Genomic DNA, 15,031 nt, shown 5'->3' on the forward strand with positions numbered 1-15,031 from the left:
ACGAGTAAGCATTATAGACTTTAAGGGAATAAAGGTGACAATCTGCAGTTTGCATTGTCATCTTTGCCTTATTTAGCCGTCCTATTTTTAAAGTCAGAAGCTCATTCTATTTTTGAAGAAAAAAGCTCTCTATGTCTAGCGTTGAAGGGCTGTCAATCAATACCGACTGAGTAAACTACTACCCTTATGTAAGAATAAGCTGTTGTAATAAGGAGTCACTATGATAGAACTCACCGAACGTGCCGCTAAGCATATTCAAGACTTTTTGGCCAATCGCGGAAAAGGTGAAGGCATCCGTGTGGGCATTCGTACTGCGGGTTGTTCTGGGCTTGCCTACGTATTAGAATTCGTGGATGACCCTGATCCTAATGACGAGCGCTTTGTCAGCCAAGATGTCAATATTTTTGTTGATCCAAAAAGCATGGTTTATTTAAATGGTCTACATATGGATTATGTGGTCGATGGACTCAATGAAGGCTTCAAATTTAGCAACCCCAATCAAAAAGGTGAGTGTGGCTGTGGTGAATCATTTACCGTTTAAAAGTGCTTAAATTTAAGATAGAGAATGGTAGTGATAATCATCTTGATGCTTTATAACGCCTAATTAGCACGACTACAAAAACTTAAGTCTTGTAGGCTCCGCTATTATTTTAGTATAGAGCTAATTATTCTAACTCTATCTCTATAATGACGCTATCCTTATAATTTTGATCTTCTATTTGATATTTTAATTGACCGCGCTTCTTCGAGCTAATTTCACTTTGCGGTAATTTTCGTCTCTCCTCCATTACAAGAGCACTATTATGACTCGCGAATCTGCAAACGATAAAAACCCTGCTCAGTATAATGACTTCTTTGCTTTATTTAATCTACCTGTGCAATTTACCGTAGATGAGGCCAAACTCGACTTACAATACCGTGCCTTACAAAAGCAGTATCATCCGGATAAATTGGTTGAGACTACCACTGCCTCTCAGCAGTCTGAGACACCATCAAGCGGCCACTCAGCTTTGATTAACCATGCTTATCAGACCCTCAAAGCTGCCGATAGTCGAGCGACTTATCTGCTAGAGCTGGCAGGCAATGCGGACAGCTTGAATGACTCCATTGCCGATTTGGACTTTTTAGATGACGCGATGGAGTTAAGAATCGTCCTAGATGACGCTATCCAAAACAATGACTTGACGATTCTTCAGCAATTAAAGCCGCAGATAGCCTCTCGCCTACAGTCTCAATCTACTCGCTTTGAGCAAACATATTCTGCCCAAGACTGGGCTACTGCTTGTGACGCTACTCAGAAGTTGAAGTTTTTGAACAAACTCAATGCCGATGTTTTAGCAGGCATAGATGCTATCGCCAATCAGGCAGATGGTAATGACGATGATTTGTACGTCTAACGACTTGCTAGCTAAACGCCTGACAGGCTAGCATTAGTATTGACAGGTGATCTGCTCTAGGTCTGCTGTCATGTCTAAGTTAGGGCTTCTGACCTTTATAGGTCGTACTCTCAATAAAATAGGAATTATTGAGCAGTTTCATTCATTATTCTAGTAAATAAATTTGAGTTGTATTATGTCTTTATTGCAAATTGCTGAGCCTAACCAAAGTACTAAACCGCATGAGCACCGCTATGGCATTGGTATTGATTTAGGAACAACTCGCTCATTGGTCGCCGTCGTTCGCTCTAGCAAAGCGCAGATTATTGAAGCCAATAATCCTGAAGATACATTATTGCCCTCCGTCGTTTATTATCCAAAGTCTGGATCACCCATTGTAGGTCATGATGCTTTACAGTATAGAAGTGAGGACTCTGCCAGTACGATTATCTCAGCCAAACGCTTTATGGGCCGAAGTCAGGCAGATATTAAATTCTCCCACCCTTATGCCTTGAGCGGCGATGCCAATGCCATGCCGACATTTGTCACCGCGCAAGGTGATATCTCTCCTGTTGGTGTCTCCGCGCAGATACTCAATACCCTTTATCAGCGTGCCATCTCTGCCTTACCCGAGGACAGTATCGCCGGCGCAGTGATTACCGTGCCAGCGTATTTTGATGAAGCTCAGCGGCAAGCGACTAAGGATGCGGCTACTGCGGCTGGTATTAATGTCCTCCGCCTACTCAATGAGCCCACGGCTGCTGCTATTGCCTATGGCCTTGATAGGGCTAGCGAAGACTCTTCATCCGCTCAAAAGACCCATTACTACCTGATTTATGACTTGGGCGGTGGTACATTTGATGTGTCTATATTGAAGTTGACTGATGGGGTATTTGAAGTGTTAGCTACCGGTGGTAATAGCGCTTTAGGTGGCGATGATATCGATCGCCTTATTGCTAATTGGTTAATTAAACAATCTGGGCACTCTCCAAGTAATATCAGTAGCCATGATAAATCGGAGCTTGCTAGGCAGGCAAAACGCTACAAGCAGCAGCTTAGTGATCATGAGCAAGTTGAAGTAGAAGTAACTATTAATGGTCAGTCTTGGCAAGGCAAACTATCGCAAACTGACCTGACCGCAATTACTGAACCAGTGAGCCGCCGCACCTTACAAGTCTGTGATCAAGTGCTGCGCGATGCCGGGCTAGACAAGTCTGCCCTTAATGAGGTCATCTTAGTTGGTGGATCTACCCGAATGCCTGTGATTCAAGAGCTGGTAGCCGACTTTTTTGCTACCCAGCCTTTATGCCGACACAACCCGGATGAGGTCGTCGCTTTAGGGGCCGCTCAAGCAGCGCATCAACTGGTCAACGGCAGCGATGATAGTATGCTACTACTGGATGTCACTCCTTTATCGTTAGGTCTTGAAACGATGGGCGGCTTGGTGGAAGTTATTATTCCGCGCAACACACCAATCCCAGTGAAAAAACGCCAAGTATTTACTACCTACCAAGATGGTCAAACCGGTATGGTTATTCATGTGGTCCAAGGCGAGCGCGAGACCGTGGCTGACTGCCGTACGCTAGGACGCTTTGAGCTGTTTGGTATCCCGCCTATGAAGGCAGGCTTTGCTAGAATTGAGGTGACCTTTAGTATTGATGCCAATGGCCAACTAACCGTAAGCGCTCAAGAGACCACTACGGGAACAAATAGTCAGATCGAAATCTCCCCTGCTTATGGATTATCAGACGAGCAAAAGGAGCAGCTATTATTGGCTGGATTCAAATTCGCTGAACAAGATAAGCAAGCTCGCTCACTTATTGAGACTAAGGTAGAAGCAGAGCGTGAAGTACTGGCATTAGAATCTGCTCTCAAAGATTTCGCAAGCCTACTTAGCGAAGCAGAGATTGAAGCGCTCAAGCAGAATATCCAAGCGGTGAAGGACGCTATAAGCTCAGATGATCAAGCGTCAATAGATCAAGCCCAAGCCGAATTAAAACCAGGTAGCGATGCTTTTGCAGTTCGCATTATGGACCTAAGTATCAAGAGTACGATGGCGGGAACCAAAGCAGAAGATTGGTAGGCGCTAATTATGCTTACGGCCAGTGCCCAATAGCCCTACATAAATAATTAGGCGCGCATCGGTAACTTATAGATATTATTGAGTGCGATTCGTAAGCTCAAATATATATTATATTTGGGCTAAATTTTAGTTGATTGATTAGCAATGGATGTTGTACCTATGCCAAAGATTACTGTACTACCCCATCATGAAATTTGCCCTGAAGGTGCAGAAGTCGACCTTGATAGCGGTAGCAACTTATGTGCTGGCTTGTTAGAAAAAGGCATTAGTATCGAGCACGCATGTGAGATGTCGAAGGCTTGTACCACTTGTCATGTCGTGGTACGAAAAGGCTTTAATAGCTTGGATGAGATGGATGATATTGAAGCTGATCTGTTGGACCGCGCTTGGGGACTTGAGGCAGACTCAAGACTATCGTGCCAGGTCATTGTAGAAGACAAAGACCTCACCATTGAGATTCCTAAATACACCCTAAATCACGCTAAAGAAAATCATTAATAAATATTCAGTTAGAGCTACTTTATAGCTCTATCGTGCAAGAAGGCAAACGCTAACTCTTAGCGCTTGCCTTTTTTGTATCAAAGCCGTCTACACTGAAGTAATCAACACCACTCAACCTAAACTAAATATTGATATTGTCAACATCCAGATAGGTCGCAGCTATGATTAAATTACTCTAAAATTTGCTACAGAGTGACTATTAATAGTCGTGTAATCCACAACCACTGAATAATACTTAGGGCTGTTTGAGCTAAAGAAGTCTAAAACTCTCAACCTTCTACAGCAGCTTTAATAATCACAGCTGATCTACATCTTCCAATCAAATGGCATCTGATGATGACCACGCAGCGCCATCATAAGGGTCTGCTGCATCTGCGATAACACTTCTTTAGTATAAGGTACCGCAGGCGTTCCCCAAACAGGATTTGGCCATTTAATGTCGTTTTGATAGCGGACAATATGATGAAAGTGTAGCTGCGGCACTTGGTTGCCCAGTGCAGCCACATTCATTTTTTCGGCTTGAAAGGCCTTTGCTAATTGGCTAGACAACCAACTGGACTCTCGCAAAAATTGTATCTGCTCGGCTTCAGGTAGCTCATAAAGCTCTTTGATACCGCTTACTCTGGGTACCAAAATCAACCAAGGAAATTGACAGTCATTCATCAATCGACAGGTAGATAATGGAAAGTCACCGACTAAAAAAGTATCTTGAGCTAAGGTAGGATGTAATTGGAACATAGGAACACTGTCTCTAAAGTAACGAATAAACCAGCTAAGACCAAAGTCTTCTCAAGGAAATAGCTCTGATAAACGTACTTAAATAAAAGTAAGATAATTAAAGTTTGGCGATAAAAGTCACTACGAAGATTTTGTAATTAGGCTATTTTATCAGGAATCTCCTCCGGTTTATAGAGTAGCGTTACTTAGAGTTAATTTATGGCTGTGCTCCTAGCCCATTTATTCTAGAGTCCTACCCAAGCTTAACTTTGATAATCCCAGTATTCACTGTCAAGGAGCTGCTGTATTTATTGAGTATAAAAAAGACAGCCTCGAGGGCTGCCTTGTTATTATGTAAGCGTTACAGAGTATTATAGCTATTATTATACTTTGTTATTGGTAATTATCGTTATTAGTATCCTTACTTGTCATTGTCATTAGAAAAGTCATTCAAATTATCAATTTAGCTTTATACTAAGTTTTATTCGAGCTTTATAAAGCTTAAGCTTGTTATGCCTATTACCCTGCTTATTGTTTACGCCACTCGCTTTATTTTACTTCTTATTATCCACACATAGAGCTTTATCATTTAGCCGCTTATAAGATTATAATTTATAACTTTTATGAGCTTTATTTGTTTTGACTAACCCCTTTATTAGTAGCTCATATCTCAACGCCATCTTCCACATGGTACTCAATTAAATCTTCTACATCATCATACCAAGTAGGTAAATCGATATCTTCCAACTCTACTGCGAGCATAATTTTTTTCATCGGTCGTCCTGTACTTTTCCCTATCCAATCAACCTTGCTGAAGTATAACTACTGGCTCAAATACTTCTAACGACATGCTATAGTTACTACAAGTATTTGCTATAAGCAGTTACTATAATTTGCCAAGGCCCTTAAGTCTTTTGTCATGATTGTTAAAACTGTCAAAATTCTCATTACTAATCTTGCTGACAATTTAATAATAAAAAAATGTCATGACAATGATATGACGAAGTCATGACATTTTTATGACGTGAAGCAGGTTAGAAAGCCAAAAAGATTAGATAAACGATGGCTGCAGCTATCTATCTACCTCACCCTGCAGCTGGCTCTTCTACCGTGTGTTGAGCAAAATGCGCCAGTAGCTCATTAATGGCGGTAACTCGCTGCTCGGGCGTCTCAAGCTTATCAGGATTCTGATAGCGTATTCCTGAAGCTCCATTCATCCGATACTTTTGACTATCTGACTGAATGAGCTTAATAATAGCCAACGCATCGACTGGGGTATCGGGGGCAAATTCGAGCGTCACGCTGCTACTGCTAGCATCAATCTTATTGATCTTCAAGCCATCAGCTTTTAAGCGCAGCTGATGGATAGCGAATAGATGCTTGGTCTGCTCGGGTAAAGTGCCGAAGCGATCAATCATCTCTGTACGAATGTCTGTCAAAGCCTCTTTATCATCAGCATTACTAATGCGCTTATAGAATAATAATCGCTGATGTACGTCATGCAGATATGCTTCTGGGATAAGTGCAGAACAATGCAGATTAATATCACTGGTCAATGACAAGGGGGTATTTAAATCTGGCTCACGGCCAGCCTTTATAGCCTTAGTCGCTCGCTCAAGCATATCCATGTATAGACTAAAACCAATCGCCTGCATATTACCGCTTTGCTGCTTACCTAGTATCTCCCCTGCCCCTCTAATCTCGAGATCTTCGCTTGCCAGCATAAATCCTGCGCCAAGGGTATTGGCGCGCTCAATAGCTGTCAGACGCTTCTTAGCATCGCCTTTTAAGCCTTTAAGAGAAGGCACTAATAGATAACAATAGGCTTGGTGATGACTACGCCCGACGCGGCCACGAAGCTGATGCAGCTGCGCTAAGCCAAACTTATCTGCGCGTTCAATAATAATAGTATTGGCATTGGGCACATCAATACCAGTCTCAATAATAGTAGTACAAACGAGTACATTGAATTTTTTATGATAAAACTGCTGCATCACTTGCTCAAGGCCGCGCTCATTCATCTGACCATGGGCAACACCTACTCGAGCTTCTGGCACTAGCTCACGGACAGACTCAGCCAATCGCTCTATGCTTGCGACATCATTGTGGAGTATATACACCTGACCACCGCGCAGCAGCTCACGCAGTATTGCCTCCTTCATCAGCGCCTGAGTCTTTTGCATAACGAAGGTCTTGATCGCTAGGCGGCGAGCAGGCGGCGTGGCAATGATAGACATGTCACGCATACCAGACAAGGCCATATTAAGCGTTCTAGGAATTGGTGTCGCGGTCATAGAAAGACTGTCAACGTCACTTTGAATTGCTTTTATTCGCTCCTTATGACGCACGCCAAAGCGATGCTCTTCGTCGACGATCATTAGACCAAGATTGGCAAACTTAACATCTTTTTGCAGTAACTTATGCGTACCTATAATGATATCAATCTTACCAGCTGCTAAATCCATTAATACCGTTTCTTGATGTTTTTTGCCACCAAAACGTGATAGTGACTCGATACGAATAGGCCAGTCAGCAAACCGGTCCAAAAAGTTATCTTCATGTTGTCCAGCTAACAAAGTAGTGGGTACTAAAACCGCAACTTGATAACCCGCACTGACTGCGATAAAGGCAGCGCGCATAGCGACTTCGGTTTTACCAAAACCTACATCACCGCAGATAAGCCTATCCATCGGTTTATTTTGCTTCATGTCGTACATGACAGCGTCGATGGCATTGGCTTGATCTGGCGTCTCTTCAAAAGCAAACTGACTGGTAAACAGCTCATACTGTGACATATCCACATTAAAGTGAATACCGGTCTTGGCATCTCGGCGAGCTTGAATATTAAGTAGCTCTGCGGCGACATCATGAATCTGCTGTAGTGCTTTTTGCTTGGCTTTGTCCCACTTGCCGCTACCAATTTTGTGTAATGGCGCTAAGGCTGGGTCGCCGCCACTATAGCGGCTAATAAATTGTAGATTGGCAACAGGAACATAAATACTGGCGTCTTCTGCATATTTTAAGTGGATGAACTCTTGCTCACCCTCACCGACATCAAGGGTAATAAGCCCGTGATAGCGGCCAATGCCATGTTCGATATGCACCACCGGACTGCCTTCGGTCAGCTCAGTCACACTCTTAATCAAAAACTCTTCAGACACATCACTTTGGCGACGGCGACGCGTTTGCAGTACTTGCCTACCAAACAGCTGCGTCTCACTAATTATAATCAGTCGGCCAGGTACAAAGACACCTCGCTCAAGCGGCGCGACAGTCAGCCCTACAGTTGGTAGCCTTTTAGCTTTGTCGCTTCTGTGCTGACCTACACTATCAAGAAAGCTAGCAAAGGTATCATAAGTCTGAACCTCTACCTTGCCTTTAAATAACTCCAGTAAAATCTCACGCCGGCCTGGGGTTTCGGCGACGATGAGTATTGGGGCGTCTTGGTGCTGATCTACATTAGTAATAAAAGCCAAAAAATCCGCTAAAGGCTCAGCTTTCTGATGGCTAACAGGTAGCGTTGGTGGCTGTTTAGCAGCAAGAGTTACCCAGCCCTCTGAAAGGGCTTGCCCCTTGACAGGTTCGGTAACACTGGTAATGACTCTAGGATAGCTGTTTAGGTATTCATTGAGGGTGTTAGCAGGTAGATATAGTAGTGATGGCTCTAAGATGGGTTTATCGATGTCATGACGCCGCTCTTCATATCGGCGCTGAATCTGAGCCCAATAATCAGCTTGCTTAGCGGGCACGCCTTCATCGACGATGAACAATACCGACTTAGGAAAATAGTCAAATAACGTGGCCTCACTTTTCCACGTCTCTAAGTCAAAAAATAGCGGTTGATAATACTCAAGACCACTACTGGCTATACCTGCCATAACATCTTTATGCAGCTCAAATTTGCGGCTACTGGTATTGGGAAACATGGTCGCAAAGTTGGTCCGGAAGGTCTCTTTACCCTCTTCTAACGGAAACTCTTTAGCCGGCAATATCTGAAACTGAGTAATGGGCTGAGAGACATCAGGCAGCTTATGCAGTAACGATATTGACTCTTGACCAATACTACTGTCATTGCCCGATAAAATCTCAGTTAGCGCCTCTTGAGTCAGTGTCCGCTGGGTTTGCGGATGAAAGAAGCGAATACTCTCTATCTCATCGTCAAACAAGTCAAGACGTAGCGGAAATGGCTGACCCATAGCAAATATATCAACGATACTACCGCGAACAGCAAATTCCCCTGGTTCAAAGACATTATCTACCGCCCGGTAACCGGCACGTGCTAACAAGTCTCGCTGCGCTGCAATATCGAAGCGATCACCCACGCTCAAGTCAAAGTGCTGACCGATTAACCAACTGGGCGGCGCCACTCGCTGCATCAAAGTCTGAATGGAGATAAGCAGTATGCCGCTCGTTGGCATATCAGTTAGTAAATTGATACGCTCACTGACAATATCTTGATGCGGCGATAGCTCATCGTAAGTTAAAGTTTCCCAATCTGGGAATACATAAGCATCTACACCACAAAATGCCAGCTCAGTCTCTATTTGATTTAGCTGATTTTGATCGGCAGTAACCACCACTTTAAGCTGATCCGCTACGTCGGCGACTGGGGTCTGCAGGAGGCTTGCCAGCCATAGACTACCTACCGCTCCGTAGCAAGGAGTCAACCAGCGCTTTTGCGCGGCTTTAATAGGAAATAGCTGTTCATTGATGGGTAAAAAAGCAAAGGTCAACGGCGAGTTCGTCATAAATGATAGCTTAAACAGAATGGACTTAAAAAACTTAAAGAAGGTGATGAGCAAATCGGTACAATCGTTACTCTAAAGTATCTCTTGCGCCGCAAGTTACAGAGCTTAAGAGGTATCAACGTAGTAATGTATCGAAGTATCGATATAAATAACATTATGTAGGTCCCTCAACGCCATAGCATAGCCATGGCGAAGTGAGAGACTATAATAGACTATCTGTATAAACAATAATTAATACTGTCTATTAATGATTAACTGTACAAGACTGCCTACAATATAATTACCTACAGTTATCTGGTTTATCCCTATCTAGTAGCGGCGCTACGATTTGTCACTTAGGCAAAATGCACATTTACGAGATAACATAACCACTCAGCTAAAGTGCTAACCTTAGCCCTATTAACTCAACATTATGCTCAAATAAAAAAAAACACCTTGGCTCATTGGCACTTATCTAACCTAAATTAACTGGTCATAAAACACCTAGAAAAATACTTCAGACTAAAGCAATGGTTTATCACTAGCGATGATGCCGTTATTGTCTGCATAAACATGCATTCCTGAGCGCAGGGTTAAATCACCAAAGCTAATTTCAATATCAGTCTGACCTTCATCACGGCGTGTAGACTTCCTCGGAATCGCACCCAAGGCCATAACGCCAATATCCATCTGCGCCATATCATCGACATCACGAACACAGCCATAGACGATGACCCCTGCCCAGCCATTATCTATGGCCGCTTGCGCTATCATATCTCCCAACAGCGCACAGCGCATGGAACCACCACCATCGACTACCAAGACCTTACCAGATCCTTGAGCGTCTGTACCATCACTATTTAGCAAGGCTTTCACTCGGCTATTATCCTCAAAGCACTTCACGGTAACGATCTCACCGCAGAACTTATCTTTACCGCCAAAGCTATAAAACGACTTACCCTCTATATTAGGAAGGCAAACCTGACTCTCCGGATTGGCATCTAATAGATCGCAAGTAACAAAGTTCTCTTTGGTCATCTGTGACATTATTTTCTCCTAGTAAGGTCTTGGCTTAAGCACTGTCATGGTTATGTCGTATGCTATACAGACGCTAAAATTATAGGTGTTTTATTCACTCAACTTTTAACCCGAGTCATTGCTAGCATCTGCTTATTTTCGATAATTGTAGTCTTTGGGGTATGACGTGGTGAGCGAAACTTAGCCTGCTCGTAGAGCTGATGGGCAGTCATCGCCATGGCAATAGCCACACGTTTGGCGGAGATTGGATGTACGGATACCGATTCAGGAACTATGGGCGATATCAGCCTAAACACCCCTTGACTAAGACGCTCAAGTGGTCGACCTTTATGCTTACCTAGCAGTAAAGACGGCCGAAAAACAGTCAAATTAGTGAAGCCGATTGCCTCAATTGCTAGTTCAGTTTCTGCCTTGACGCGGTTATAGAAAATTCGACTGTCTACTTGTGCACCAAGTGCAGATAATAAAAAGAACTGACGCACTCCTTTATTAAAGCATAAAGTCGCAAAGTCGACATTATAGTTATAATCAACTTGTCTAAACGCCTCTTCACTCCCCGCCTGCTTTTGTGTCGTACCTAGACAGCTAAAAGCATCTGTATGATAATCAAGGTCCAGATTGGCAAAAGTATCCGCAAGATTAGCAAAATCATTCAATTGATAATAATGCATACTAGCATTCATATATCTTGGCGGCCGACGCGCAATCACGATTATCTTGTCATACAAGGCACTCAGCTGTTTAACCAGCTGCTGACCTACCAATCCTGTGGCTCCAATAATAATGGCTTTTCGTTGCATAAATAATCCATAACGATAGCGTATTGCAAATGATAGTCTTAGCTCATCTTATCTGATAGTCAAGCCTATTTTACCACCACACTACGAATCCGTGAGTTTAAAGCAGTGGGATAGATAAGGTATCGCTTATTAATAAAGCAAATTTAGATATCATAAGCTAAGCTAAATATAGCAAGCTTTTTTAAGTGCCAATAGTACAGTAATTACATTCACACTGAGCTTGATTTTATAAGTTTTAAAGTTGCTTCCAAGGTTGCTTTTAGTATTTTTCCAAGGTATCTGCCTGTATTATTATGATATCCCTAGCCCATTATAATATATAGTTCGACTCACAGGTTAGCTAAACACAGCCGCCATAAAAAATAGCTAGGACACTATTACTTAACACCCGTATGCGGCAGTTAGTAAGATACTTGCGGTGTTTCTAGAATACTGACATACAGTCGATAGTGACGCGTTTTATCCGTTATACGGCCTAATTGATGCCAAATCTAGCAGTAGTTAGCCCTATTATAGCTAGAGAAGTCCTTCACGATGCTAAAAACACGTAAATATATTGTCCTACGCCAATATATTTGCTACTATATGGCGCTTTACATGTCTCGCTGTTTACTGCTACTTTAATATTCCTAAGAGCTGTAAAAGCATAGACACCCTATTTAACCGCCAGTAATTAATTGACCAATATAATAGGTGAGACGGCTGCTCATCTTTGATAGTTATTTACTGAAGGTTACTTTTTAAATTTACTGTTATTTATCTGTCTTTTACCAAGGAGATTCGCGTGGCAAACTCTGCACAAGCTCGTAAACGCGCTCGTCAAAACACCCAACGTCGTCAACATTCTGCATCACAACGCTCTATGTTCCGTACTTATCTTAAGCGTGTAGATGCGGCTATTGAAACTAATGACTATACTGCTGCTACCGAAGCTTACAATAAAGCGGTACCAGTTATTGACCGCCTAGCGGACAAAGGCATTATTCATAAAAATAAAGCTGCTCGTCATAAGAGCCGCTTGAACAAAGCTATCAAAGCTTTACAAGCCTAATTTTGGCTTAAGTGAGCTAAACTCCCTTAAGGGAAATCGTTAACATTGGTTGACGGTATAAAACCTTGTTTTCTCCTGATTAGTAATAGGAGTCAACAAGGTTTTTTTATGACTTGTATTTATGGTTCAAGTAACTTATCAGTAAATATCGTGACCAATCCAAAGACATAGAGGTTAACAGCAATAGAGTTATGAGTATGTCTTAGGATCAAAACCAGCCTGCTCATAGGCTTGGAGCAGTGTAGCTACTGGACGAACATAAAGCTTACCCCGCCACAAAAAGTGCGCTGAGGCCTGAGCAAAAGGCTTATCATCAAACCACAAAAACACGCCTTCCATCATCTTTGGCCAATCGTTCCAGTCAATACTTGGTACGTCAAACATTACTGCCAAGAATGCTGATAATAAGGTGTCATGGCTTACTGCCAATTTAAGCTGACCAAACTCCGGCTGATGGTGATAAAACAGTGACAAAATATCTAAGCCGCCTTGATATGCATTCTTAGTACCCGCGATATCTCCGTTCAAGAATTTATTAATGAAGTTTAAAGCACCAATTTGCTTAAAGACTTGGCTGGCAACCTCAGGCTCAGTCACTAAACTACCTGGCTCAACCAATAGCGACTGGTGCAAGATTTCGCGGCGAAGGCCTGCTCCTTGCTGCATTAGCTCTGCGGTGTCCAAACAGCGCCCTATCGGACTAGAGATACTCTCTACATCCATACAGTAAGGCAGATGTGTCGCCAACCAACGGCCCCAAGACTTGGCAAGCACTCTCCCCTTTGGTGTGAGTGGCAGCTGATAACTGGCAAATCCATTGCCATCTGAACGCTCTCTTAGAGAATGCCGAGTAAACAGCATCAAACGCTTGTCCGTGGGCAATAGATTGACGGAACTTATCATACTGGGGGGAAGGTGTGAGGGCGCCGGTGCAGTAGGCGGCGTAATAATCTCATAATCTGATGTTTTCAATAATTTCATGACAGCGCTATTTATAGTTAACCGTTTAAAAACTGGGCAAGCTTAAGGGTAAAAGCTGGTAATCCGTCTAGACCACCTCAACCACTTTATCCCAAGCAAATTCTAATGCAGTACTACTAATCTCCCCGGGATAGGCGCGAGGATTAACGACCACTCGAGTGCGACCAATTTGGTAATCAAACGCTTCATGAGTATGACCATGCACCCAAAGCCTAGGGGCCCAATCTTCATACATCCATGCCGACAAATCACTAACAAATGCAGCATTGCTTGGTAGTTGGGCGTATTTTTCAGATACAGACTGAGGACTGATACTATGATGCGTCATGACCACGACTTTTTTATTAAGTGCAGCGGCATCTTTTAAAGCTTGCTTTAACCAATGACGGTGCTGACTGTGAATTTGTACAGACAGCTCAGGTGTAAATAAAGCCTCACCCGCTTTAATCTGTTGATAATCACGCATAAAGCTGACCGCGACGTCTATAGTGTCATCAGTCGCCTGATACTGATAATCCGTCCAAAGAGTACAACCTAAAATGCGAACATCTCTAAAGTCAAAGTGCTGGCATTGTAATACTTTGAGTCCTTGAGCGGTACTGGCATCAAAGTTATCCCAAGTCGCAAGCTCGCTATCAAAGCTTAACACATCCTCACCAAAGTACTCGTGATTACCAGCAATGGTAATAATCGGCAATGCCAGACGCTTAGCTTGAACTTGCAACCAGCGCATACCTTGATCACTATTAGCAGTATCGCCAGCGACAACGATAATGTCAGCAGAGGTTTTAGGAATCTCTCCAACAAACTCTCCACGGCGAACGTAGCTATCAATGTGTAAGTCACTTAATATTTGAATCTGCATACTGCCTATCGTCTTATCAATCAAATAACTCAGTGTATCATTGATTATTATCGAATTATAAGTCATAAAAAAAAGACAACGTTAAAGTTGTCTTTTTCATTATAAATTTACAATCTTATCCGCTCATTCGAGCTTCGATTATAAATCAGTTTAGACAGTCATTCACAATATATTGAAGCTTTTGCCTAGGGTTACTAGCCGTAGTGATAGATCGTCCAATCACTAAATAATCAGAGCCGTTCGCTATAGCCTCCTCTGGCGTACAAATCCGCTTTTGATCATCTTTGCTATCATCTAGCAGACGAATCCCTGGAGTTACTAGCTTAAAGTCTGGACCACAAAGCGCCTTTAATGAAGCCGCCTCATTGGCTGAGCATACTACCCCTTCAAGACCTGCTTCTTGCGTCAACAATGCTAAGCGCTTAACTTGGCTTTCGACATCTGACTCTACCCCAATTTGACTCAGCGTCTTTTCGGTCATAGAGGTCAAGACAGTTACGGCAATAAGTAGCGTATTATGCCCATTGTCTACCAATCGCTGTTTCGCCAACGCCATAGCATCAAGCCCCACACTGGCATGTAGGTTCACCATCCAAACCCCCATATCCGCAGCAGCGAGGACAGCTTGAGCCGTAGTATTAGGGATATCGTGGAACTTTAAGTCTAAAAAAACCTCAAAATCACGCTGATGAAGCGCTTCGATAATGCTCGGACCACAACGTGTAAATAGCTCTTTACCTACTTTGACTCGGCACAGCTTTGGGTCTAAGGAATCAGCCAAAGTTAGCGCCGAGTTTAAATCTTGTTTATCGATGGCCACAATAACAGGCGATACTAAGCCCTTGGCCGCTTGTTGATGAATCATAAAAACCGTCTATAGTAAATAAAATAT

At 43.0% G+C, this 15,031-nt stretch carries 12 protein-coding genes; 5 read left to right on the forward strand and 7 right to left on the reverse strand.

The window, feature by feature from the left end; translation table 11 throughout:
* Positions 1-220 precede the first annotated feature (220 nt).
* The 4 genes from iscA to fdx all read left to right on the forward strand — a co-directional run bounded on the left by iscA (position 221) and on the right by fdx (position 3,957).
* Positions 221-541, forward strand: a complete 321-nt coding sequence (gene iscA / locus EGV92_RS00190) for an iron-sulfur cluster assembly protein IscA (protein WP_131667211.1) — start codon at positions 221-223, stop codon at positions 539-541.
* Between the two features lie 262 nt (positions 542-803).
* A complete protein-coding gene (hscB, locus tag EGV92_RS00195) occupies positions 804-1,397 on the forward strand; it encodes a Fe-S protein assembly co-chaperone HscB (RefSeq protein ID WP_131667213.1) in 594 nt (197 codons plus the stop codon).
* A gap of 175 nt (positions 1,398-1,572) precedes the next feature.
* Positions 1,573-3,459 carry a Fe-S protein assembly chaperone HscA gene (hscA, locus tag EGV92_RS00200; protein WP_131667214.1) on the forward strand — a complete coding sequence of 629 codons (1,887 nt, stop codon included), beginning with the start codon at positions 1,573-1,575 and terminating at the stop codon, positions 3,457-3,459.
* A gap of 159 nt (positions 3,460-3,618) precedes the next feature.
* Entirely contained in the window at positions 3,619-3,957 is a 339-nt protein-coding gene (gene fdx / locus EGV92_RS00205; protein ID WP_131667216.1) for an ISC system 2Fe-2S type ferredoxin, read from the forward strand.
* Between the two features lie 309 nt (positions 3,958-4,266).
* On the opposite strand, the gene EGV92_RS00210 is transcribed toward fdx, so the two are convergent.
* From EGV92_RS00210 to EGV92_RS00225, 4 genes are all read right to left on the reverse strand, one after another.
* A complete protein-coding gene (locus tag EGV92_RS00210; protein ID WP_131667218.1) occupies positions 4,267-4,698 on the reverse strand; it encodes an HIT domain-containing protein in 432 nt (143 codons plus the stop codon).
* A 1,064-nt stretch (positions 4,699-5,762) separates the two neighbouring features.
* Positions 5,763-9,425 (reverse strand): transcription-repair coupling factor, encoded by a 3,663-nt coding sequence (gene mfd, locus EGV92_RS00215; protein WP_131667220.1) that lies wholly within the window; start codon positions 9,423-9,425, stop codon positions 5,763-5,765.
* 501 nt (positions 9,426-9,926) lie between these two features.
* The gene (gene rraA / locus EGV92_RS00220) at positions 9,927-10,442 is read right to left on the reverse strand and encodes a ribonuclease E activity regulator RraA (protein WP_131668035.1); all 516 of its coding nucleotides are present in this window, start codon (positions 10,440-10,442) and stop codon (positions 9,927-9,929) included.
* A gap of 98 nt (positions 10,443-10,540) precedes the next feature.
* Positions 10,541-11,242 carry an NAD-dependent epimerase/dehydratase family protein gene (locus EGV92_RS00225; protein WP_131667221.1) on the reverse strand — a complete coding sequence of 234 codons (702 nt, stop codon included), beginning with the start codon at positions 11,240-11,242 and terminating at the stop codon, positions 10,541-10,543.
* 784 nt (positions 11,243-12,026) lie between these two features.
* Between EGV92_RS00225 and rpsT the strand changes: the two genes are divergently transcribed.
* Complete coding sequence (gene rpsT, locus EGV92_RS00230; protein WP_131667223.1) at positions 12,027-12,293, forward strand: 30S ribosomal protein S20; 267 nt, start codon at positions 12,027-12,029, stop codon at positions 12,291-12,293.
* 189 nt (positions 12,294-12,482) lie between these two features.
* Here rpsT and EGV92_RS00235 read toward each other — a convergent pair whose 3' ends face one another.
* From EGV92_RS00235 to pyrF, 3 genes are all read right to left on the reverse strand, one after another.
* A complete protein-coding gene (locus EGV92_RS00235; protein ID WP_131667225.1) occupies positions 12,483-13,274 on the reverse strand; it encodes a histidine phosphatase family protein in 792 nt (263 codons plus the stop codon).
* Positions 13,275-13,341: 67 nt separating this feature from the next.
* Positions 13,342-14,139, reverse strand: a complete 798-nt coding sequence (locus EGV92_RS00240) for a metallophosphoesterase (RefSeq protein WP_131667226.1) — start codon at positions 14,137-14,139, stop codon at positions 13,342-13,344.
* A 145-nt stretch (positions 14,140-14,284) separates the two neighbouring features.
* Positions 14,285-15,004 carry an orotidine-5'-phosphate decarboxylase gene (gene pyrF, locus EGV92_RS00245; protein ID WP_131667228.1) on the reverse strand — a complete coding sequence of 240 codons (720 nt, stop codon included), beginning with the start codon at positions 15,002-15,004 and terminating at the stop codon, positions 14,285-14,287.
* Positions 15,005-15,031 lie beyond the last annotated feature (27 nt).

This window comes from Psychrobacter pygoscelis (assembly GCF_004335015.1).
GTDB lineage: Bacteria > Pseudomonadota > Gammaproteobacteria > Pseudomonadales > Moraxellaceae > Psychrobacter > Psychrobacter pygoscelis.